This window comes from Gimibacter soli (assembly GCF_028463845.1).
Lineage (GTDB): Bacteria > Pseudomonadota > Alphaproteobacteria > Sphingomonadales > Kordiimonadaceae > Gimibacter > Gimibacter soli.
Map to the genome: position 1 here is coordinate 39,169 of NZ_CP116805.1, position 21,714 is coordinate 60,882.

A 21,714-nucleotide genomic window follows, 5' to 3' on the forward strand; every position below is an offset into this window, starting at 1 on the left:
CACACGCCCGCCCTCGCTGGGGCCGGCGCCGGGGAGCGCGGCTAAACCTTCCGGCCCGATTGGCTCTCGGGCCGGCTTTTTGTTGCAATGGCCCAAAAAGGAAACGCCGGGAAATACCCGGCGTTTTTGTTTATCTTCGATGGCCTGCCTCTCAGCTGAAGGCTTCGTCCCAGCTTCCGCGGGTTGCCGCCTTCGAATATTCGGTGGCACGGTTTTCGAAGAAGTTGGTGTGTTCCACCGCGTTCAGCATGTTATCGAGCCACGGCAGCGGGTTATCCTCGATCTGGTACATGGCGTCGAAGCCAAGCTGGCCAAGGCGGCGGTCAGCGATATAGCGGATATATTGCTTCACTTCCTCGGGCTTCAGGCCCTCGATCTCGCCCATGCCGAACGACAGGTCGATGAAGGCATCTTCGTGCTCCACAATCGTGCGGCAGGCATCAACGATCTGGGCTTTCAGGTCGTCGGTCCAGATTTCCTTGTGTTCGGAGATCAGCGTCTTGAAAAGCTTGATGATGCTGTCGCAGTGCAGGCTTTCGTCGCGCACCGACCAGGAAACAATCTGGCCCATGCCCTTCATCTTGTTGAAGCGCGGGAAGTTAAGGAGCATTGCGAAGGACGCAAAAAGCTGCAGCCCCTCGGTGAAGGCCCCGAACACGGCAAGCGTCAGCGCGGTCGACGATAGGTCGTCCGAGTTGAACTGCTGCATGTAATCGTATTTATCCTTCATTTCCTTATACTTAAGGAAAGCGGAATATTCGGTTTCCGGCATGCCGATCGTATCGAGAAGGTGGCTGTAGGCCGCGATATGGATGGTTTCCATATTCGAGAAGGCCGAAAGCATCATCTGCACCTCGGTCGGTTTGAAGACCTTGGTATAATGCTTCATGTAGCAGTTATTCACCTCGATATCCGACTGGGTGAAGAAGCGGAAAATCTGGGTCAGCAGGTTCTTCTCGGACGGGGTCAGCTTGTTCGCCCAGTCGCGCACATCCTCGGCCAGCGGCACTTCTTCCGGCAGCCAGTGGATCTGCTGCTGCTTCAGCCAGGCTTCATAAGCCCAGGGATAGCGGAAGGGTTTGTAGACGTGGCGTTCTTCAAGAAGCGACATGGGCAAAGCCTCGAAACGAAAGGGTCGGGGTCAGGCGGGACGGCTGCATTTGCCGCCCCGTTCGCGAAAAGGAGCTACCTGCCGCCTTATTGGCAGGCCAGGCATTCCTCGTAATTGGTGGTCGTCTGCACCGGCATCTCGGCAAGGGCGAGCTGCACGGCTTCGGGCGATTTCTTCTTCAGCGTATCGTTCGAGACAACCTCGGCACGCTGGATCGATTTCGACCGGCAGTAATAAAGGCTCTTCAGGCCCTTCTTCCATGCCTGGAAGTGGATCTGGTGCAGGTCGCGCTTGTGCACGTCGGCCGGCAGGAAGATATTCACCGACTGGGCCTGGCTGATGTAGGGCGCGCGGTCGGCGGCAAGTTCCACCACCCAGCGCTGGTCCAGCTCGAACGCGGTCTTGAACACAGCCTTTTCCTCGTCCGAGAGGAAATCGAAATGCTGCACCGAGCCCTCGTTCACGGTGATCGAGGTCCAGACGGCTTCAGTGTTCATGCCTTTTTCTTCCAGAAGGCGGGTCAGTGCGCGGTTGCGCACGTTGAAGCTGCCCGAAAGCGTCTTCTGGTTATAGCTGTTGGCCGCGATCGGCTCGATGCCGGGGCTCGACCCGCCACAGATTGTGGAGATCGAAGCCGTCGGCGCGATGGCCGTCTTGTTCGAGAAACGCTCCATGATGCCATAGTCGGCGGCATCCGGGCACGGCCCGCGCTCCAGCGCCAGCTCGTGCGAGGCACGGTCCACCTCGGTCTGGATATGCTTGAAGATGCGGTTGTTCCAGGCTTTGGCGAGCGCGCTTTCGAACGGGACCATATTGTCCTGCAGGAAGCTGTGGAAACCCATCACGCCAAGGCCGACCGAACGCTCGCGCATCGCGGCATAGCGGGCCTTCACCATGCTGTCGGGCGCACGGTTGATAAAGTCCTGCAGCACGTTATCAAGGAAGCGCATCACATCGGGGATGAACTGCTTGTCGTCTTTCCATTCCTTGTAGGTTTCAAGGTTCAGGCTCGACAGGCAGCATACCGCCGTGCGCTCGTTGCCAAGGTGATCAACACCCGTCGGCAGCGTGATCTCGGCACACAGGTTCGAGGTCTTTACCGTGAGGCCGGCGAGCTTGTGATGTTCGGGAATCTGGCGGTTCACGGTGTCGGAATAGATGATATAGGGCTCGCCGGTTTCCACACGCGCGGTGAGGAGGCGAATCCACAGGGCGCGGGCCGAAACGGTCCGCACGGCATGGCCGTCCTTGGGGCTCGTCAGCGCGAACTGCTCGTCGGCTTCCACCGCGCGCATGAATTCGTCGGTCACGAGCACGCCGTGGTGCAGGTTCGGCGTCTTGCGGTTCGGGTCACCACCGGTGGGGCGACGCAGCTCGATGAATTCCTCGATCTCCGGATGGTGGATCGGCAGGTAAACGGCGGCCGAACCACGGCGCAGGCTGCCCTGGCTGATGGCGAGGGTCAGGCTGTCCATCACCCGCACGAAGGGAATGATGCCGCTGGTCTTGCCCACACCGCCGACGGTTTCGCCGATCGAGCGCAGATTGCCCCAGTAGGAACCGATGCCGCCGCCACGGGCCGCGAGCCATACGTTCTCGGTCCACAGGCCGACGATGGAATCAAGCTTGTCCTGTGCTTCATTGAGGAAGCAGGAAATCGGCAGGCCACGGCTGGTGCCGCCGTTCGACAGAACGGGCGTTGCCGGCATGAACCACAGCTTCGAGATATAATCATAGAGCCGCTGCGAGTGTTCCTTGCTGTCGCCGTAATAGCTGGCCACACGGGCAAACAGATCCTGGAAACTTTCACCGGGCATCAGATACCGGTCCGACAAGGTCGCCTTGCCAAACTCGGTGAGGAGATCGTCGCGGCTGCGGTCAATCTGGACCGCGCCACCGTGCTCGTAATGCGTGACCTCAAACATGGTGCCCATAACTCCCTTTACCACCTGATTCGGAATCGTTCTCTTCATTCCGCCTCAGGCGCCAGAAACCCAGCATGCCTGAAAATGGAACAAATGTCGAACATCCCGACATTTCTCTATATTTTGCTTGAAGTTGGGGGACAGCCGCCCTCAGTGCCCCGCTAGCAACGCACCCCCGAACTCGAAAATCGAGAATAAGGACAAACCGGGTGGCTCGTCAACATAAAGGGCAAAATGTTGGAACCGCTACAATATATAGTGGCCGATAGCGGCAAAAAAGGCGCCGGATTTTGGCCCGACGCCTTCATTCTTGCCGATTCGCGGTCCCTTCGCAGGGTCGCGTCCGAAGAGGCTTAATTGATGCCCTTGGCACCCATCGCGAGGAATTTTTCACGGCGCACCCGGCGCAGCCGTTCGCCGTCCATCCCAGCCATGGATTTGAGGCTTTCCTCGATGGCATCGCCAAGCATGTTCATGGCGCGCTCGCGGTCGCGGTGAGCGCCGCCCAATGGCTCCGCGACGATCTTGTCGATCACGCCAAGGGTCAGGAGATCCTGCGCGGTGATCTTGAGCGCGGTTGCCGCGTCCTTCGCCTTTTCGTTGGTACGCCACAGGATCGAGGCGCAGCCTTCGGGCGAGATCACCGAATAGATGGCATGTTCGAACATCAGGACGGTATTGGCCGCTGCAATGGCAACAGCACCACCCGAGCCGCCCTCGCCCACAATCGTGGTCACAAGCGGCACACCGAGCGACAGGCATTTGTCGGTCGAGCGCGCGATGGCCTCGGCCTGGCCGCGTTCCTCAGCGCCCACACCGGGGTACGCCCCCGAGGTATCGACAAGCGTGATGACCGGCAGGCCGAAGCGGTCGGCCATATCCATCAGGCGGATAGCCTTCCGGTAGCCTTCAGGCCGCGCCATGCCGAAATTGTGTCGGATGCGGCTTTCGGTGTCCGAGCCCTTTTCGTGGCCGATGATCACACAGGCTTCACCGCGGAAACGGGCAAGGCCGCCGATCACGGCTTCGTCTTCCCCGAAGGTGCGGTCACCGGCCAGCGGCGTGAAATCTTCGGTAAGGTGCGCCACGATATCCTTGAAGTGGGGGCGCTCCGGATGACGCGCCACCTGCATCTTCTGCCAGGGCGTCAGGTTTGCGTAGGTATCTTTCAGGAGGCGACCAAGCTTGCCTTCAAGCTGGCCGACCTCGGAGCCAATATCGAAATCGCGGCCGTGGCTGAAGCTCCGAAGTTCGCGGATCTTGCCCTCGAGTTCGGCAATCGGCTTTTCGAATTCGAGAAAAGTCATCATCTGGCGTTCGCCCTTTTCAGTTGGGACTGTTTTATTATCACGCGTCACGGGGCACGCCTCTCCACGTCTGTTGCTCCGGACTTCGGGCGCAAAATCCCCGAAGCCTCCCGGCCTGTCAACACAAGAACCAGCCGGTCCAGTAATCAGTATGGCACGCTCAGAGGCGCGTTGAAGATGTTTTTTCCGCCATCAGGGCATCCCGGTCAAGGGGCACCTCGCGTTCCACTTCGCGCGCGAACATATCCATCTGGTCGGTATGATGGGGTGAATCCGGCCGGCCAGCCGCCGCGCCAAAGCTGTGCGACGAGTGCGCCGTGAAGCCACCCTTGCCGTCCCAGTCGGCGAAAAGGATATAGCTGTCACCCGCCACATCGCGCATGCGACCGTCAGCGTCCCGTTCGCCGTAAACCGCACGCAGGATATCGGGCCCGCCGGCAATCGGCAGATCGATCCCGCCACGGCGCAGGCGGCTTACCTCGCCCCACTCGGGGTCCATCCGCCCGAACCGGGTGACAAGATAGTTCAGCGCCACCGGCAGCCGTCCCCACACTTCCGGCATCGGCTCGTCTGCTTCCCATGCCTTGATCATGGGATAGAGAAGCGCGACGCCAAGGGCGGCAGAGCGGTCATCAAGGGCGGTGCCTCCCCGCCAGCGGCGCAAGAGGTCCACCCCTTCGCGTTCCTCGACCCCAAGCCATACGGGTGGCTCCAGGAGCGCTGTCCGCAGCGCCACGAGCGGCGGGTAGGAGGGATCGAAAATCTTGTCATATTTGATCTCGCGGAAGGCTTCGGGGCTGACGGGGGCGGCAAGCGTCAGCAACCGGTTCAGCCGCAGCGCCCGGTTCGTCAGGTTGCCCTGCACGCCAAGGCGGGCCGGGAAATCGTCCGGCACCGGGGCACCCGCACCCGTTGTGGCGAGATACGGGCTGTTGTTGGCGTTGAAGACGATACCGCTTTCCGGGTTCACCGTTTTGGGCGTGGCGCTGAAAGGCTCGTAGCCTTCGACGAAGATCGAGCTCCGGTCCCCCGGCAGCAGCTTCTGCCAGTCCAGGCCCGGCACATTCGGGCGCTTCGGGAACTGGGCATTATAATAATGGGCGACATCGCCTGTGGCCGTCGCCATAACATAATTGAGGCTCGGCAGGCTGCCACGCGCCAGTGCGGTTTCGAAGTCCGCCTTGTCCTTCGCCTTGTTCAGCCCGTACATGGCATCCAGCATGCCAAGCTCGCGGTAGCCCGCAAACCGCACCGCATAATAGGCGCCGTTCACCTCGACCGCCGGGCCGAACAGGGTTTCATAGACCGTGCGCTCGACCGTCCAGTAGAAAGGCCCCCAAAGCTTCACGCGAATGGGCACGGTGCGCGCCGTCATCGGCGCCCATTTGTTATCAAGCGTATAGGCAAGCGCCCCGCCCGGATGCCGCCGGATCTTGAACACGTCAACAAGGTCGGGCTTGTTCACCGTATTGGCCCAGCCGAGCGCCGGCCCGGCACCGTGCAGGATGAGGGGCGCGCCGGGGAAAGTGCCGCCGACCATGTCCCAGCCTTCTTCCGATTTCACCCGCGCCTCATACCAGGCAACGGGGCCGGTGAGCGGCTGGTGGCTATTGACCAGAAGCCGGGTGTGGCCATCTGTCGTCGCCTTCGGGGCGAGCGCCACGCCCTGACTGCCAACGGGCAGGCTTTCCTCTTCTTCCTTGGGCCGCACGGTTCCCGGCATGCCGGGATAGGTGCCCGCAAACAGCGCCGAGATTTCCTTGTCGAAGCCATAGAAAAGCGGGGTTTTGAAGGTGAAGCCCGCCACCACATCCTCGCCCTTCACCGGCAGCAGCAGGTTTGATGCCTCGCCCGGATGCGTAGCGACATAATGGTTGATGCCATCGGCATAGGCTTCTGCAAGCGCCCGCGCCTCGGCGCTCACCTTCGTCGCATAGCCCTCCTCGACCGTGCGCTTCACATCCATGAAGCCGACAAGGAAATCGGCAGGCGCCGCCGAGGCACCTTTTTCAGCCGCCAGCATGCCACGGGTGGCGAGCACCACATCCTGAATGGTCGGGAAGTCATCCTCGGCATGCGCGAAGGCAAGGCCGAAGGCCACGTCCACATCCCGCGCGCCATAGATATGCGGCACGCCGTAATCGTCGCGGATGATTTCCACGTCGTAATTATCGGCAAGGCCCAGATAACGGTCCGCCGGCACCGGCTTCGGCCCGGTGGCAACGATCCAGAAAAGGCCCCACACGACAAGTGCAGGGACAAGCAAAGCCACGGGATAGCGGGTTTTCGTGGTCATCATCGGGGCTCCGTCGCTCATGCTTTGTCACTGAGGGGATGGCGGTCGAACACAAGCGCCTTCAGGCGGGCGTCCAGCACATGGGTATAGATCTGGGTCGTTGAGATATCGGCGTGCCCCAGCATCTGCTGGACAGCGCGGAGATCCGCCCCGTGCGCCAGCAGGTGGGTCGCAAAGGCATGACGCAGCTTGTGCGGGCTGACGAGATCCAAAGGAACACCTGTATCGATCGCCAGCCGTTCCAGCAACTGACCGACCCGCCGCCGGGTGACATGGCCTTCCTTCGCAGTGCGTGAAGGGAACAGCCACGGGCTGTCGCCCTGCCCCGCCACCTTCACCGCTGCCTGATAGGCCAGAAGGGCATTGCGGGCCTTTTCGCCCATCGGCACCATGCGTTCCCGCCCGCCCTTGCCGCGCACCGTCAGAAGCCGCGTTTCCGGCCCCACGGCGCGCCGCGGCAGGCCGACAAGCTCGCTGACCCGGAGGCCGGTGGCATAGAGCGCCTCGACAAGCGCATGCAGGCGCAAGGCGGCAAGCTCCCCGCCTGCGGCTTCCGCCTCGGCGTGATCAAGCAGCCGGTCGACATGATCTTCAGACAGAACCTTGGGAAGCGGACGGGCCGCCCGCGGGCTTTCAAGCCCCGCCGCAGGATTGTCGGCGCGCAGGCCGTCACGGTAGAGGAACAGATAGAATTGCCTGAGGGCCGACAAGCGCCGGGCAGCCGTGGCAGCCTTGAAGCCGCGCGCCGCAAGGTCCGCAAGATAGCCCCGGATATCGTCGGTGGTGGCAGTGCCAAGGGGACCGGCGAGCCAGTCCCCGAAATCTTCAAGGTCGCGGGCATAGGCCATGAGGCTGTTTTTTGCCCGGCCTTTCTCAGCCGCCAGCATTTCCAGAAACTGTTCTATCAGCCGGCTGTCGCCCATCGGACCGCGCCCGGGGTCAAAGACCCTGGGCGATCAGGATTTCGAGCGCGAGCTGGCGGGCTTCGCCCTCGAACCCGGCACGCCGCAGCGTCTGGACCACGGACCCCGAAGGCGCCGGCGACACATCGGCAAGGCCCGATTCCGCGACGATCCGATAGCCGTTCGACAGCACCAGCGGCCGGTCACCCGCACTCGATGCCAGCAGCAGACGCCGCCACACAGCGGGGGCCGTCGCCGATTGCTCAAGCGCCACAGGGCCTTCCTCAAGCGAGGACCATGCAGCATCAGGCACGCTTTCACCGAGCGCCTCGAGAAGGCTGAACAGGAGACCTGCACGGGCATAGCGGCGATCATCGGTGCCCTGTGTGCTCCACCACGACGGCAGCGGACCAGCTTCGGGGCCGGGAACGTCCGGCATCCCGGCCACCAGCATCAGCGGCCATACTTCAGTGAGCAGTGCTTCGTCGGTCGGACCGGTCATATTGTCGCGCAGGGTGCGGAAATAGGCAGCGACCGTTTCGGTCTGCCCTGCCAGCAGCAGGCTGCGGATCACCGGGCCTGCGACCGCGCTGTTGGCGTTCGCAGGATCGACATCCAGCCCCATATGGGCAAGCGCACCACCCATGACTGCGACATGACCAAGCCGCACGGCACGCGCCCACAGCTTGGCAAGCGCCGCCTGACGGGCACCCGCATCACCGTTCGTCACGGCGATATGGGCAAGGGCCGCATCGATGACAAAACTGTCGTTTTCCTCGGTGCCGTCATCCATGGCAGCAGCAAGTTCGGCTTCGGTGAAAGCCTGCCCGCCGAGGAAGGCGGCGAGCGTGCGATCATTCACCCAGCCCTGGGTAACGGCGAGCGACACAAGATCGAACTTGGCATCGCGCGACAGCGTCTGGATCGCGAGGGCGGGGCCAACCGCGAGCGGATCGATTTCCTCGGTCGTCAGTTCACCGATATCAACGGCGGCAAGGCCTGCCATGGTCACATCCAGAACATCGACCTTCAGCTTGCCTTCAAGGGCAACCGGGGCGGGCGGCACCGGCGCACTGGCGCCACCAGCTGCACGGGCCTGTTCGGACGCCACCAGAATGCGTTCGATCATCTGGTGCACTTCGGCACCGACGTCTGTCAGTTCCTCAAGAATACCCATCTGGAAGCGCACGGCATCGCGGTTACCGTCCACCGCGCTGCAGAAGGCCAGCAGGCGGATCCAGTAGGGATCGCCGGTGTTGGCACGCTGCGTGTCGGCCACGTTGCAGGCCTCGGCCACGCGGCCCGCCAGCAGGTGAGCGTCCGCCGCCTCATGCGCCAACATCGGCCACGCCTGCCCCTTCGGCAGGTTTTCGAAAAGGCGGGCAAACCCTTCGCCGTCCCCAGCACGGGCCAGCAGATCAAGCCGTGATTTCACGACCGCCTGCATCGACTGGTCATTTTCAGGGGCTGGCAGCACCGGGCCGGAAAGCGCAAGGCGCGATGCGATGGAGCCCAGAAGCCGCGAACCGCTCGGTGACGGCAGGCTATCAAGGATCGAAACATAGGCAGCCCGGCTGAGGCCGGTGAAGAAGCCGGATGGCAGGCCTTCGGATGTCGCGGCCACGGTCGAGGGGTCGAGGTCATTCAACGCCCCTTCCTCGATCGGCACGCCGTCCATCGGGACGACCGTTTCGGCAGGCGCCTGCAGGCCGGTGCCCTCGGCCACCGGCGGTGTCACGACTTGCGCCTCACCCGCCATTGGGGCGGCCGCCGTCACGCTACCGACCGGCACATAGGGTGCGGGCGAGATGGTGCGCGGGGCGCCAAGCGCAGGCGCGGACGACATGCGGCCGGCATTCGTGGCCGTCGGCTTGCCGCCCAGATACCAGGTACGGCGCGCTGCATGTTCGGATTGAACCGCCTCGGTCGGCCGCGCCTGATCGGCGGCCGTTTCCTCGGCGACGGTTCCGGTTGTTTCTTCGGTGGCTTCCTGGGCGCTGGCTGCAGCACCGCCAAGGAAGACGAAGGCGGCTCCGGCGAGGAGCAGGGCCTTACGACGGGAAGCGGTCATCATTCAGCGTCTTCGTCACGGGCTGGGCCGGTGCGGGGATATCCCAGGTGAGCAGGAAGATGGTCCCGCCCGCAAGTGCTGCGAGGATAACGATGAAGGACACTTTCTTGAGCTTCGACATCAACCGAACCCTTTTGATAGAATGACTTGAACTAATGTTTGCAGCGGTTGCATGTCTTTATAGGCCGCCCCGGAGCCCAAGTCCAGCCATGCCCTGATAACCCCTGTGTGGCAGCGCAAAAAACCGTGGCTTTGCCTAAGGCGCCCGTGTAAACAACGGACATGATGACCAAGAGACCCGCCCGCAAGGCAGCCCGTGGCAAAGCCGGGGCAATGCCGCCCATAGACCGGTCGATCGTCCTTGTCGGCCTCATGGGGGCCGGGAAGACGACCGTGGGCCGCCGCTTGGCGCGGAAACTGGGGCTTTCCTTCGTCGATTCCGATCACGAGATCGAAGAAGCGGCAGGCATGTCGATCGCCGAGATTTTCGAAACCTACGGCGAGGCCGAATTCCGCGCCGTGGAGCGCCGGGTGATCGCCCGCCTGATGGACGGCAAGCCGAAGATCCTCGCCACCGGCGGCGGCGCCTTCATCAACGGCGAAACCCGTGCCCTTATCCAGGAAACCGCCATATCCGTGTGGCTGGATGCGGATGTGAATGTACTGGTCGAGCGAACCGGCCGCCGCAACACGCGACCGCTTCTGAAAGGCGGGGATCCGCGTGAAATTCTGGCCCGGCTTGCCGCCGAACGCTCCCCCATCTATGCCGAAGCCCAGCTCCGCGTGGTATCGGGCGATGGCCCGCACGACGATGTGGTGACCCGCGTGATCGAGGCGCTGACAAACCGCGCCGCGCCGAAGGAGACCGCCCGTGCCTGAAAGCCCCGAAGCATCCACAGCGTGTGAAACCGTCCGCGTGCCGCTTGGCGACCGCGCCTACGATATCGTCATCGCTGAAGGCCTTATTGACCGGCTGGGCGCCGAGCTCGCCCCCGTCCTGAAGCGCCAGAAGGTTTTCATCGTGACCGACACAAAGGTCGCCGAAGCCCATCTTGGCCGCGCGCTTGCAGCCCTTGACCATGCGGGTATCACGGCCGAGGTCGTGGTGCTGCCCTCGGGCGAGGCCACCAAATCCTATGGCACTTTCACCGAACTCCTCGACCGGCTTCTGGGCCTTGGCGCCGAGCGCAAGGATATCCTTGTGGCGCTGGGCGGTGGCGTGATTGGCGATATCACCGGTTTTGCCGCCTCGGTCCTCAGGCGCGGCATGGATTTCGTGCAGGTGCCGACCACGCTTCTGGCGCAGGTGGACAGTTCGGTTGGCGGAAAAACCGGGATCAACAGCCCCTTCGGCAAGAACCTGATCGGCGCCTTCCACCAGCCGCGCAAGGTGATCGCCGACCTCACGGCGCTTGATACATTGTCCGCGCGCGAGCTGAGGGCCGGATACGCCGAGGTGGTGAAATACGGCCTGATCGATGACCTGCCCTTCTTCGAATGGCTTGAAGACGCCGGCCCCGCGATCCTTGCAGGCAACCGCACCGCACAGGCCCGTGCGGTTGCCCATTCCTGCGCCGCCAAGGCGCGCATCGTGGGCGAGGACGAACGCGAGACCGGCGACCGGCGGGCGCTTCTCAATCTCGGCCATACATTCGGCCACGCGCTCGAAGCCGAATGCGGCTATGACGGTACGCTGTTGCACGGTGAAGCCGTCGCCATCGGCATGGGCATGGCGCTGGATGCGTCGGTGCGGCTGGGCCTTGCGCCGGAGGCCGACAAGGTCCGCTATCTTGCCCATCTCGCGAAGGTCGGCATGAAGGCCCGCGCCGCGGACATCGGCCGCAGCTTTGATGTGGACAAGCTGATCGGCCATATGGCGCAGGACAAGAAGGTTGACGCCGGCAAGCTGACCTTCATCCTTGGCCCCATCGGCGGCGCGCGCATCGTGCAAAACCCCGATCTCGCCGCCATCAGGGCGAGCCTTGAGGATTCCCTTGCCTGACCCCAGAGGATGGTGACGATCAATGACTGAAGACATATCAGGCCTCAGCGGCGACATCTGGATCACCGCCGGGATCATCATCGTCCTTCTGATGCTGTCGGCGCTCTTTTCAGGCTCCGAGACCGGCCTCACGGCTTCGAGCCGCGCCCGCATCCACCATCTGGCCAAGGAAGGCGACCCGCGTGCCCGCCGCGTCGAAAAGCTTCTGGAAAATCAGGAACGCCTGATCGGCGGCATCCTCCTTGGCAACAACCTTGTCAATATCAGCGCCTCGGCCCTGACCACCGGCCTGTTCCTGCAGCTGTTTGGCGACGAAGGCGTGGTTTACGCCACGCTCGTGATGACCGCCCTTGTGCTGATCTTTTCGGAAGTGCTGCCGAAATCCTATGCAATCTCGAACCCAGACACAGTCGCCCTGGCGGTTGCCCGCGTCATCGGCATAATCGTGGCGCTTTTCGCGCCGGTCGTGGCTCTTGTGCAGCGGATTGTCCGCTTCACGCTCGGCATCTTCGGGATCGATATTTCCTCCAGCCAGAGCATCCTTTCGGCTCACGATGAAATCCGCGGCACCATCGACCTGCACCATCAGGAAGGCGGCCTCGTGAAATCGGATCGCGTGATGCTCGGCTCCATCCTCGATCTCGACAATGTGGCGGTCGAGGATGTGATGGTGCACCGCCGGGCGATGCAGGTGCTGGATGTGGCCACAAGCCCCGACGAGCTCATCAACCAGGTGATGCGCAGCACCTATACCCGGCTGCCGATCTTCGAGGGCAACCCTGAAAACATCATCGGCATCCTGCACGCCAAGGACGTTCTCAGGGCCCTGAAGCGCGCAGGCAACCAGACAAACCGCTTCAATGTGCGCCGCGTGATGACAAGCCCCTGGTTCATTCCGGAAACCACGACCCTGCGCGAGCAGCTTTCGGCCTTCCTTGAAAAGAAGAACCACTTCGCGCTTGTTGTTGATGAATACGGCGATCTGCAGGGTCTTGTGACCCTTGAAGACATCCTTGAAGAAATTGTCGGCGATATCGCGGACGAGCATGATTCGGCCGTTCCAGGCGTTCGCGTGCTGGAAAGCGGCTGGATTGAAGCCGAAGGCACGGTATCGATCCGCGAGCTGAACCGTACTTTCGACTGGGCGTTGCCGGACGACGACGCCACCACAATCGCCGGTCTTGTAGTCTATGAATCCGCAACGATTCCCATCGTTGGCCAGAAATTCCGCTTCTATGGCTGCGAGTTCGAAGTCACCGCGCGGCGCCGGAACCAGATCACCGGCCTGCGCGTACGCAAGGTCTGACTGCATTCTTCTTTCTTGCGCCCGGCGCCCGGTGGCCTCAAAATGACCCTATCCAGATGTATCGGACGGTTAAGAGGTTAAAGCGCGGCAATGGCTGGGATCGATAGAGAAACCGGTGACATGCTTGAACGGATCGGACAGGTGTCCGATCTGGACGGCCTGAGACATGCCGCGCAAAACGCCGTCGAGGCCCTTGGCATGCGGGGCTATTATTTCGCCGTTTCCGACCCGGCAAAGGTGCGCCATATGGTCGACGACCGGCCGAAGGAATGGCTGGACCGCTACCGCCACAAGGGCTATTTCGCCTTCGATCCCGTCTATACGGCCATGCTCGGTCGCACGCGCACCTTCACTTGGGATGAGGTCTATGCCGAAAGCGATCTCAGCCGACCGGCTTTCCAGAAGCTGCAGGAAGGTCGCGAGTTCGGCCTGACGAACGGCCTTGTGATCAAGCACAATCGCGGACCGCACGACCGGTCCGCCTTCTGTTATTATTCGGATGCTGACCGCGATTTCTTTCACCTTGTGAAAGCAAAACGTCCGAGTCTTGTGGGGGTCAGCCACGCAATCATCGAGAAGTATAAAAGTATGATGGGTCCAACAGCCACACTTCCCGTCCTGTCCGGTCGCGAAATCGAATGCCTGAACTGGGCAAGCGCCGGCAAGACGAACGACGAGATCGCCGGGATCCTGTCGATCTCGTCGAGCACTGTGAATTCGCACCTGCAGAAGGCCGGGCTAAAGCTCGGCACACACACCAAGATCAGCGCAATCGTCAAGGCGGTACAACTTGGGATCGTGAGCCCGCACTATTAAACCCGCATAGGGTTATCAAAATCATCGGTTGCGCGACCTGACAAACCCCGCCGCCTTATCCACAATCGGGTTCCACATCCCACGGAAGGAGCCCGACCATGGAAGTCATTCTCATCGCCCCGTCGCAGCAGCACCTGTTTGCTGCTGAACTCGATCAGGCCTTCGCCCTCCGTCACAAGGTTTTCAACCATCAGATGGGCTGGGGCCTCCCCCACCGCAACGGTCGCGAGAGCGACGTCTATGACGGCCATGCCTGGCACCTGATGGCCTTCGACATGCCGGGCCGCCTTGCCGGCTACTGGCGCCTGACGCCAAGCACCCACCGCAACCTGACGGCCGAGGTTTTCGGAGACCTTTTCGAAAGCGGTGCCGCCCCTTCCGATCCTTATGTGTGGGAACTTTCGCGCTATGCCATCGACGGCGACCAGTTCGCCGGGCGCACCCAGACCATGAAGAAGCTGATGCTCGCCATGGGCTGCGGCCTGATGGAGTTCGCCATCCTGCACGGCATCACCGAGCTTCTGAGCGTGCAGGACGACCATATCGCCCGCCACACCAGCACGCTTCTTGGTGACCCAGAGTGGGTATCTGAAACCCGCGACTACGGCGCCACCAACGCCACCTGCTACGCCTATGCTCCGTCACTCGAGCGGCTCTATGCGCTGCGGGTCCGCTACAATCTCGGCACGCCTGTGCTGTCCCAATATCACCTCACCATGCCGACCCTGCAGCGCGCTGCCGCTGCCTGAGGCCTGGACCATTTGAAGGAACCACAGTCATGGACGATATCAAATTCATTCTGGAAGGCGACATGATGGCCCTCGGCCCGCGTCTCGCGCCTGATCACAAAGCCCCGCTCGACACCAAAGCCCGCTGGGAAGACAATGTCGCCCGCTTCTGCTTCGCGGCAGCCCGCATGCCGGCCCCGGTGCTGGAAGGCTTCCTGCAGCTTCTCGAAACCTACGAAGAATCACAGGATATTCGCGTAAACGGCCCCTGCGGCCACGCGTGAAACGGATCAGGCCAACAAAAGAAAAGGGCGCCATCAGGCGCCCTTCTTGTTTCAGCAGTGATCCCGCGCGTCAGATCGCGCTGTTGATCCACTGGCTGAGCGCCGCTTTCGGCTTGGCGCCAAGCGTGGTTGCCACCGGCTCGCCGCCCTTGAAGATCAGCAGCGTCGGGATCGAACGCACACCGAAACGGGTCGGGGTTTCGGGGTTCTCGTCAATATTCATCTTGGCGATGACGATATCGTCGCGTTCGCCAGCGATTTCTTCAAGAACCGGGCCGATCATCTTGCACGGGCCGCACCAGGGCGCCCAGAAATCGAGAAGAACAGGTTTGCCGGCATTGAGGACTTCGGCTTCAAAGGATTCGTCGGTAACTGCGATGGTAGCCATAACTAAAACTCACTTTCTGTCTCTGTCGGCCGGCAAGGCACAGCCATGATTTGTTGCGTTGCGCCTAAGGTAAGGAGGCCCCGCTTGGTGGTCAAGGCACGTCACGCACTGGTGATGCCATCATTTCTGCCGCTCGCCATCAATTCATCTAACGCTTCTTCAAGGCGTTCTTCGGGTAGCTCCATCAACCGGGCACCATCGGTCCACAACAGGGCGGCCCGGATGCGCTTGCCCGGATGCAGGGCTTTCAGCGCAGCCCGATACAGTGCCATCTGCTTCATGTAAAGGGGGGCAACACCCTCCACCACCTCAGGCGGCGGGCGGTTGGTTTTATAGTCGACAATCAGGATCTGGTTGCCGATGGCGACAAGCCGGTCCACTTGCCCTGCCAGCGCCCGGCCCCCGATCACGCCGGCAACCGGCACTTCGGCACGGCTGCCGGGCCCAAAGAGGGGCGCGAACACCGGATCATTGAGAATGGCATCGACCTCGCGGGCAAGGGCGGCCTGCTCCGCCACTGTCAGCCCGTGTGCGGGCTCGGCCAGATAGCGCGCTGCCGCCGCCGGCCTGTCGGCTGCGTCCATTTCCGGCAGCCATTCGAGAAGCGCGTGCACGAGCTTGCCGCGCGCGAACCGGCGCGCCGCACGGGCGGCGAGCGGGCTTGCTGCTGCCGGCTCGTCGTCATCCGGCCGCGAAGGGGCCAGCGGGCGCGGCGGCACAGGCTCGGACGGTGCAGCCACCCGCAGCCACGCCGGTGGTAGCACAGCGGCACGGGCTGCCTCGCCCTTCTCCGCCGCTCTCACCTCCGCCGTCTGCTGCACTTCGTGGCGCAGGATCGTCAGCCCGTCCGGGCCGTTCATCTCTGCAGCGCCAAGCCGCTTGAAGCCTTCCTCGATGGCGGCGAACCAGCTGTCGTCACCGGCTGCCTTCTTGCCCTGCCAGCCAGCCACATACAGCCGGTCCTCGGCGCGGGTCAGCGCCACATAAAGGAGCCGCCGGTATTCGGCGATGGCCTTTGCCTTCAGATCGCCCTTGAGGCGGGTGACGAGCGGCAGGGTCGCCCCTTCCTTCGACCACATCAGAAGCGGCGCCCCGCCGTCTTCCGGCGCGAAATCGAGTATGCGCCCATCCTTCGAAATATCCGGCAGCGAGGTCAGGTCGGTCAGGAACACAATAGGCGCCTGCAGCCCCTTGGCCCCGTGGCAGGTCATCACGCGGACCGCGCCGCCTGCGGCTTCCATATCGCGTTTGACCTCGGCGCCTGCGCGTTCGACATGCGTCAGGAAGCCGAGCAGCGACGGGGCCGCCGTGCGCTCATAGGCCAGCGCCTCGGCCATGAAGGCATCGACCGGATCATGGATATCGGCACCGAGCCGCGCCGCCAGCTTCTCGCGCCCGCCAAGGGGCCCGAGGATGCGGTTCATGAAATCAAACGGGGTCAGATGATCCGCCGCATTCAGCGCCTGCAACATCCAGCCATAAGCCGCCTTCCAGTCATCGCGTTCGTGCGCGCGGGCGGCGAGGCTGGCCCAGAGGCTTATCTCGCCGCGGCCATAGGCGAGATCATAAAGCGACTGCTCGCCCACTCCGATGAAGGGGGATTTCAGCACGGTCGCGAGCGTCAGGTCGTCCCCCGGCTGCAGCACCGCGCGGGCGAGTGCCATCAGGTCCATCACCGGCAATTCTTCGGTCAGCACCATGCGGTCCCGGCCCGCGACCGGCACCTGCAGGCGTTTCAGCGCCCGCACCAGATGGTCGGCAATCGCCCCCCGCTTGCGCACAAGGATCAGGATATCGCCGGCGGTGATGGGCCGCGCCTTGGAGACAAGAATCTCACCCTTCCGGATCATGTCGCGGATGCGCCGCGCGATACGCCATGCGGTGCGCTGGGCGGCGTCATCTACTTCTTCCTGCACCAAAGGCGGGGTCCACGCTTCTACAGCAGCATCCTCGCTGCCGCGCGGCACCTCAAGCGGCCAAAGCTCCACAAGGCCGCCCGCACCCTTGCGCGAGAAATCATGCCGCACGCTGGCGTCTGTGGCCGTCAGTCCGAGCCGCGCCGGGGCCTCGTCATGGAACACAGCATCGACAAGTGCCAGCACCGCCTCGCCCGACCGGAAGGACCGGTCCAGCGGCACGGTATCGGTCGCGGCCTCGGCCCCTTCGGCGCGGGTGAAAAGCCGGTTGCGCGCCTCGATGAATTCGCGCGGGTCGGCGCGCTGGAAGGAGAAGATCGATTGCTTGTCGTCACCGACCGCAAAAACCGTGCGCTGCACGTCCCGCGCCCCGGCGCCGGAGAAGAACTCGTTCGCCACGGCCTCAACCACACTCCACTGATCGCGGTTCGTATCCTGCGCCTCATCCACCAGAATATGGTCAATCTCGCCATCGAGCTTGAAAAGTATCCAGGCGGCGATCCCCTCGTTCTCCAGCAGTTGTACCGAGCGTTGGATCATATCGTCAAAGTCGATGAGGCCGCGTTCAGCCTTCACGGTACGGTAGGCATCGAGCATCGCGGCACCAAGCGCGAGAAGCGCCGCTGTCGTTTCAGCGACCGTCGCCGCCGTCAGCCGTTCCCGCACGAACAGAAGCCGCGCGGTTTCCTTGGCGATCACCTCGGCAAGCGCAGGGTTCGCCGCCAGTGTCGGCTTGTTGGCGACAGTTTTGCGCGGCTCATATTTCTGGGTGAGGAAAACGAGGCTCAGGGCATCGAAAAGCGCTTCACGCTCGGCCTCCTCCGCCGCCATGAAATCGGCGAGCGGCCGGGCGCGGTCCGCTTCAGAAGCCGAGCCTTCCATCATCGCTGCAGCAAGGGCGCGAAGCCCGGTTTCGTCCATCGCGGTGGGGGCGCAGGCAGCGGCCCGGATCCTGTCTGCCGTATCGTCCGGCGAAATACCAAGCGAACGGCGAAGTGCGGCCACCATCCCGTCTGCCGAGCCATATGCTGCCATCGAGCGCGCCATCAGCGGGCCATAGAAGGCGAGGTCCCCGATCACCTCATCAAACGTGTTTTCGGTGACGCGGGCAGCAACGGTATCGAGGGCGGCACGCAGGGCCACTTCATGCTTCAGCCGTGTGCGGGCGAGCATCTCGTCCCGCGCGCCAGCCATCACCTCGCCCGCCAGCGCTTCTTCCATGCCTTCAAAGCCCGGTGCGATCCCGGCTTCCAAGGGGAACCGGCCCAGAAGCGACTGGCAGAAGCTGTGGAAGGTCATGATTTTCAGCCCGCCCGGCAGATCGAGCACGAGGGCAAAAAGCCGCCGCACGCGAGCCAGCATGTCGGCGTTCGCCCGCTCCCCCGTGCGCACCAGAATGCGGCCCGCGAGCTCGGCGTCTGTCAGCCGTGTCCATTCGCCAAGTTCGGCGAAGATGCGGCTTTTCATCTCGGCCGCCGCCGCCTTGGTGAAGGTAAGGCAAAGAATTCGTTCCGGATGCGTACCGGTGACCATCAGCCTGAGCACACGTGCTGTCAGGACGTGGGTTTTGCCGGTCCCGGCGCTTGCTGCCACCCATGCGGTAAGGGCGGGGTTGGTGGCGCGCTCCTGCGCCTTGGTCATCTGGGGGCCGCTCATGCCTCGCCCCCTTCGAACGGGTCGCGGGCATCGCGCCATTCTTTCAGCCGCGCCAGATGGTCATAGTCACCGTAACCATGCTCGTGGGCGCGCGGGTTGGAAAGATAGGCGGTATCGGGGTTCGCGAAGGCGTCCACCAGCCGCATCAGCCCTTCGGCGGCGGCATCGATGGTGCCGCGCACATCCTTCACCGGGCTCTTTTCTTCCTGGATCGGGTCACCGCCCGAGATATGCCAGAAAACGAGGTCCCCGACCTGCCCCAGCGGCACATCCTTGAAGCCACCCGCCTCGGCGAGCCAGCCTTCGAGCGGTAATTGCGGCGCAAAGCCCGCCTCGATACGCTTGGCCGTCGGTACATTGCCGGTTTTGTAATCGATGATCACAAGACTGCCGTCCTCGCGCTTGCGGTCGATCCGGTCGGCCTTGGCAAAAAGCGTGAAATCCCGCCCCGGCAATGGCCGCTCGGCCCATACTTCGACCGCCAGTGTTTCGTGGGTTTCTGCGCGCACGGCCTCGTTTTCCACGAACCAGCGGGCGATGCGCTCGAACCGCGGCCACCAGAAGGCATAAACGCCGGGCTGGCTGAGGACGGGGGCAAAGCTTTCGCGCCCGATGGCCAGAAGCCGCTCGACCCCTGCCTCGCCCACACGCGGACCGGGCTCAGCGAGGAACCGTTCAAGCGCGTCGTGCAGCAGCGTGCCCTTCTTGGCCGCGTTCGGTGGCTCGTCGAGGGCATCAAGCACTTCAAGCCCCAGCACCTTGCGCGCATAAAGGCTGTAGGGATCGCGCATCAGGGTTTCCACCTGCGTGACGGACAGGCGCTTCGGCCGAGCCTCGACAGCCGGTTTCGGTGCCGGTGCCTCGATCCGCACAGGGGCAACGGGTGCGTCGAGGGCTGCTGCCCAATCAAGATAACGATGGGCGCGCGGCACCGGCTTGCCGGCCAGCGCCTCGATCCGGAAAAGCCAGCGGCTTTGCACGGTCGGGCTGCCCGCCACCTTCAGTGCGCGCGACAGAATCACGCGGGGGGCAGCAGCCGCCATCAGGAAATCATGGGCCGCCTGACCCACCTTGCGGTCTTCGGACGGCAGGTCGAGCTTGCGGCGCATTTCCCCGTTCATCCAGGGATCACGCACCGGCTCGCGCGGCCAGCTGCCTTCGTTGAGGCCGCCAAGGATCATCACATCCGCCCGTATGAGACGGGCTTCCAGTGGCCCGAGGATCATCAGGCGCGGATGGCGCCCCCACACAGGGCGTACGACCAGCCCGATCAGCCATTCGGCAAAGAGGGCGGCATAGGCATCGCCGCCAATTGGCCCGGCGATCGGAGCTTCGTCGATAATCTCGGCAAGGAGGGCGGCAATCGCATTGCCTGCCTCGCCGCGCCACAGCACCACATCGCCGGTGTCATGATCATTGGCGGCAAGTGCCTCCGCGACCGTCAGGTGCGCTTTCAGCACAAGGCCCGCCGCCTTGTCTTCGTCCACCGCATCCTCGAAGGGCTTCAGGATATGGATCAGCCGTTCAAGCCGCTTTACGTCTTTCTCAAAGCCCTTGGCCGCCTTGGCGCGGTCCATCAGGCCCGCAAGCCCCGCCGCCGGGCGCGGCCCGCGCAGCACCAGCCGGTCAAGCCGCCGCACCCAATCGAGGAAAGGCCCGCGCGCCTCGCCCGCCGCCGCAAAAGGATGCTGCAACAGGGCGAGAAGCGGCACCGGCGCGAAATGCTTGGCCGCCGCTTCAGCGAGCAGCAGCAGGAAACGCCCGGTGAGGCTGAGGATCGCCGGATCGCCCGCCGAATCGTCCACCTTCACCCCGAAACGGGCAAGTTCCGCCTTCACATAGCGCGCGAGGGCGCGGTCAGGCGTCACAAGCGCGGCAGTACATTCGGGCGTTTCGATGGCCTCGCGCATCACGCAGGCGATGGCAGCGGCTTCCTCGCGCTCGGTCGGTGCCTCGATCATTTCCATGCCGACGAAAATGTCGACTTCTGCCCGTTCGCGGTATCCGGCGGATTGCCAGTAGCCGGTGGCTTCCGCCGGGCGCAGGGCATCGATGATGAGCGACAGCCGGCCATCGCTGCCGCCATCCGGTGCAGCGCTTTCATCCCACGGCTCAACTTCATCGCGGCTGACCTGCATGGTCTCCAGAAGTGCTTTCAGCATGGCCTGCGGGTGGGTCTGGTTGCGGTGCGCTTTCGCGTCGATCACCGCCCACGCATCGGCGTCGATTTCGGTATCGAGGCCGGGCAGTACTACCATGCCTTCAGGGAGCCGCGAGACGACCTTCAGAAGTTCGGCTGTTGCGGGAACAGAGCCTGTGGAGCCCGCCGCCACGACCATCCCCTTCGGCGGATGATCCGCCCAAAGTGCAGCAAGCTGGCGGATCATCGTATCGCGCCGCGCCGCCGGGTTCATCGCGCCTTCCTCGGCAAGCACGGCAGGCCAGATGCGGGTGACGATTTCAAGGAATTCGAGCGTGATGCCCCAGTGTTTCGCAAATTCCTCGGGCACCAGATCCTTGAGCTTCGCGAAATCGGCGCCTGCGGTTTCCATCTCGTCCATCAGCCGGGCGAGCGTGCGGGCAAGCCGCCAGCCCTGCGCGGGCGACAGGGCGCCAAGATCAAGCGCGCGGCGGGCTTCTTTCTGCCAGCGGGTCAGGCATTCGAGGAGCAGCCCCAGCCGCCGAATATCGCCGATGGCGGGCGGCAGGGCGCCAGCCTCGGCGCCGAGCCCGGCTGGCGACAGGATCAGTTCCTCATCCTCCACATCGCCGACCGCGCGCATCACCGGCAGGACCAGGGCACGGTCGCCCCCTGCCCCCGGCAGCATACGCAGGAAGGCCTCGCGCAGTGCACGCTGGCTGCGGCGGTTGGGCACAAGCAGCGTAACATCGGAAAGCGGAATACCGGCAGCTTCCACCCGCGCCATCAGCCCACGTACCAGCGCGTCGGCAAAGGGCAAGGCCGGATCGATGGTGAAGACCTTGGGGGCAGCGGCGCGGATCATT

Annotated in this window: 16 protein-coding genes; 6 read left to right on the plus strand and 10 right to left on the minus strand. The window is 63.3% G+C overall.

The window, feature by feature from the left end:
- Nucleotides 1-151 precede the first annotated feature (151 nt).
- The 7 genes from PH603_RS00160 to PH603_RS00190 form a co-directional block, all read right to left on the minus strand.
- Nucleotides 152-1,111 carry a ribonucleotide-diphosphate reductase subunit beta gene (locus tag PH603_RS00160; protein ID WP_289503888.1) on the minus strand — a complete coding sequence of 320 codons (960 nt, stop codon included), beginning with the start codon at nucleotides 1,109-1,111 and terminating at the stop codon, nucleotides 152-154.
- An 86-nt stretch (nucleotides 1,112-1,197) separates the two neighbouring features.
- Complete coding sequence (locus tag PH603_RS00165) at nucleotides 1,198-3,045, minus strand: ribonucleoside-diphosphate reductase subunit alpha (RefSeq protein WP_353507357.1); 1,848 nt, start codon at nucleotides 3,043-3,045, stop codon at nucleotides 1,198-1,200.
- A 344-nt stretch (nucleotides 3,046-3,389) separates the two neighbouring features.
- Entirely contained in the window at nucleotides 3,390-4,346 is a 957-nt protein-coding gene (locus PH603_RS00170; protein ID WP_289503890.1) for an acetyl-CoA carboxylase carboxyltransferase subunit alpha, read from the minus strand.
- 157 nt (nucleotides 4,347-4,503) lie between these two features.
- Entirely contained in the window at nucleotides 4,504-6,642 is a 2,139-nt protein-coding gene (locus PH603_RS00175) for a penicillin acylase family protein (protein ID WP_289503891.1), read from the minus strand.
- A 14-nt stretch (nucleotides 6,643-6,656) separates the two neighbouring features.
- Nucleotides 6,657-7,562: a site-specific tyrosine recombinase XerD gene (locus PH603_RS00180; RefSeq protein ID WP_289503892.1), complete on the minus strand. Its 906-nt coding sequence runs from the start codon at nucleotides 7,560-7,562 to the stop codon at nucleotides 6,657-6,659.
- A gap of 16 nt (nucleotides 7,563-7,578) precedes the next feature.
- Entirely contained in the window at nucleotides 7,579-9,615 is a 2,037-nt protein-coding gene (locus tag PH603_RS00185; protein WP_289503893.1) for a hypothetical protein, read from the minus strand.
- Nucleotides 9,593-9,733, minus strand: coding sequence for a hypothetical protein (locus PH603_RS00190; RefSeq protein ID WP_289503894.1), 141 nt, complete (start codon nucleotides 9,731-9,733; stop codon nucleotides 9,593-9,595). Before PH603_RS00190 ends, PH603_RS00185 begins: the two co-directional genes overlap by 23 nt.
- 164 nt (nucleotides 9,734-9,897) lie before the next feature.
- Between PH603_RS00190 and PH603_RS00195 the strand changes: the two genes are divergently transcribed.
- The 6 genes from PH603_RS00195 (at nucleotide 9,898) to PH603_RS00220 (ending at nucleotide 14,748) form a co-directional block, all read left to right on the plus strand.
- On the plus strand, nucleotides 9,898-10,491 hold the full coding sequence (locus PH603_RS00195; protein ID WP_434783331.1) for a shikimate kinase: 594 nt from the start codon (nucleotides 9,898-9,900) through the stop codon (nucleotides 10,489-10,491).
- Entirely contained in the window at nucleotides 10,484-11,614 is a 1,131-nt protein-coding gene (gene aroB / locus PH603_RS00200) for a 3-dehydroquinate synthase (protein WP_289503896.1), read from the plus strand. The genes PH603_RS00195 and aroB overlap by 8 nt, the downstream gene beginning before the upstream one ends.
- 22 nt (nucleotides 11,615-11,636) lie before the next feature.
- Nucleotides 11,637-12,920: an HlyC/CorC family transporter gene (locus PH603_RS00205; RefSeq protein ID WP_289503897.1), complete on the plus strand. Its 1,284-nt coding sequence runs from the start codon at nucleotides 11,637-11,639 to the stop codon at nucleotides 12,918-12,920.
- A 120-nt stretch (nucleotides 12,921-13,040) separates the two neighbouring features.
- Complete coding sequence (locus PH603_RS00210; RefSeq protein WP_289503898.1) at nucleotides 13,041-13,736, plus strand: helix-turn-helix transcriptional regulator; 696 nt, start codon at nucleotides 13,041-13,043, stop codon at nucleotides 13,734-13,736.
- A 98-nt stretch (nucleotides 13,737-13,834) separates the two neighbouring features.
- On the plus strand, nucleotides 13,835-14,485 hold the full coding sequence (locus PH603_RS00215; RefSeq protein WP_289503899.1) for an acyl-homoserine-lactone synthase: 651 nt from the start codon (nucleotides 13,835-13,837) through the stop codon (nucleotides 14,483-14,485).
- 29 nt (nucleotides 14,486-14,514) lie between these two features.
- A complete protein-coding gene (locus PH603_RS00220; RefSeq protein ID WP_289503900.1) occupies nucleotides 14,515-14,748 on the plus strand; it encodes a hypothetical protein in 234 nt (77 codons plus the stop codon).
- 70 nt (nucleotides 14,749-14,818) lie between these two features.
- Here the strand turns inward: PH603_RS00220 and trxA are convergent, their stop codons facing one another.
- From trxA to addB, 3 genes are all read right to left on the minus strand, one after another.
- On the minus strand, nucleotides 14,819-15,136 hold the full coding sequence (trxA, locus tag PH603_RS00225; RefSeq protein ID WP_289503901.1) for a thioredoxin: 318 nt from the start codon (nucleotides 15,134-15,136) through the stop codon (nucleotides 14,819-14,821).
- Between the two features lie 101 nt (nucleotides 15,137-15,237).
- A complete protein-coding gene (gene addA / locus PH603_RS00230) occupies nucleotides 15,238-18,708 on the minus strand; it encodes a double-strand break repair helicase AddA (RefSeq protein ID WP_289503902.1) in 3,471 nt (1,156 codons plus the stop codon).
- The gene (gene addB / locus PH603_RS00235) at nucleotides 18,705-21,713 is read right to left on the minus strand and encodes a double-strand break repair protein AddB (protein WP_289503903.1); all 3,009 of its coding nucleotides are present in this window, start codon (nucleotides 21,711-21,713) and stop codon (nucleotides 18,705-18,707) included. The genes addA and addB overlap by 4 nt, the downstream gene beginning before the upstream one ends.
- Nucleotide 21,714 lies beyond the last annotated feature (1 nt).

Excerpts from the sequence above, each read along its gene's own strand:
- PH603_RS00160 (WP_289503888.1), bottom strand. The coding sequence starts at position 1,111 with ATGTCGCTTCTTGAAGAACGCCACGTCTACAAACCCTTCCGCTATCCC.
- PH603_RS00165 (WP_353507357.1), bottom strand. The coding sequence starts at position 3,045 with ATGGGCACCATGTTTGAGGTCACGCATTACGAGCACGGTGGCGCGGTC.
- PH603_RS00170 (WP_289503890.1), bottom strand. The coding sequence starts at position 4,346 with ATGATGACTTTTCTCGAATTCGAAAAGCCGATTGCCGAACTCGAGGGC.
- PH603_RS00175 (WP_289503891.1), bottom strand. The coding sequence starts at position 6,642 with ATGATGACCACGAAAACCCGCTATCCCGTGGCTTTGCTTGTCCCTGCA.
- PH603_RS00180 (WP_289503892.1), bottom strand. The coding sequence starts at position 7,562 with ATGGGCGACAGCCGGCTGATAGAACAGTTTCTGGAAATGCTGGCGGCT.
- PH603_RS00185 (WP_289503893.1), bottom strand. The coding sequence starts at position 9,615 with ATGATGACCGCTTCCCGTCGTAAGGCCCTGCTCCTCGCCGGAGCCGCC.
- PH603_RS00190 (WP_289503894.1), bottom strand. The coding sequence starts at position 9,733 with ATGTCGAAGCTCAAGAAAGTGTCCTTCATCGTTATCCTCGCAGCACTT.
- PH603_RS00195 (WP_434783331.1), top strand. The coding sequence starts at position 9,898 with ATGACCAAGAGACCCGCCCGCAAGGCAGCCCGTGGCAAAGCCGGGGCA.
- PH603_RS00205 (WP_289503897.1), top strand. The coding sequence starts at position 11,637 with ATGACTGAAGACATATCAGGCCTCAGCGGCGACATCTGGATCACCGCC.
- PH603_RS00210 (WP_289503898.1), top strand. The coding sequence starts at position 13,041 with ATGCTTGAACGGATCGGACAGGTGTCCGATCTGGACGGCCTGAGACAT.
- PH603_RS00215 (WP_289503899.1), top strand. The coding sequence starts at position 13,835 with ATGGAAGTCATTCTCATCGCCCCGTCGCAGCAGCACCTGTTTGCTGCT.
- PH603_RS00220 (WP_289503900.1), top strand. The coding sequence starts at position 14,515 with ATGGACGATATCAAATTCATTCTGGAAGGCGACATGATGGCCCTCGGC.
- trxA (WP_289503901.1), bottom strand. The coding sequence starts at position 15,136 with ATGGCTACCATCGCAGTTACCGACGAATCCTTTGAAGCCGAAGTCCTC.
- addA (WP_289503902.1), bottom strand. The coding sequence starts at position 18,708 with ATGAGCGGCCCCCAGATGACCAAGGCGCAGGAGCGCGCCACCAACCCC.
- addB (WP_289503903.1), bottom strand. The coding sequence starts at position 21,713 with ATGATCCGCGCCGCTGCCCCCAAGGTCTTCACCATCGATCCGGCCTTG.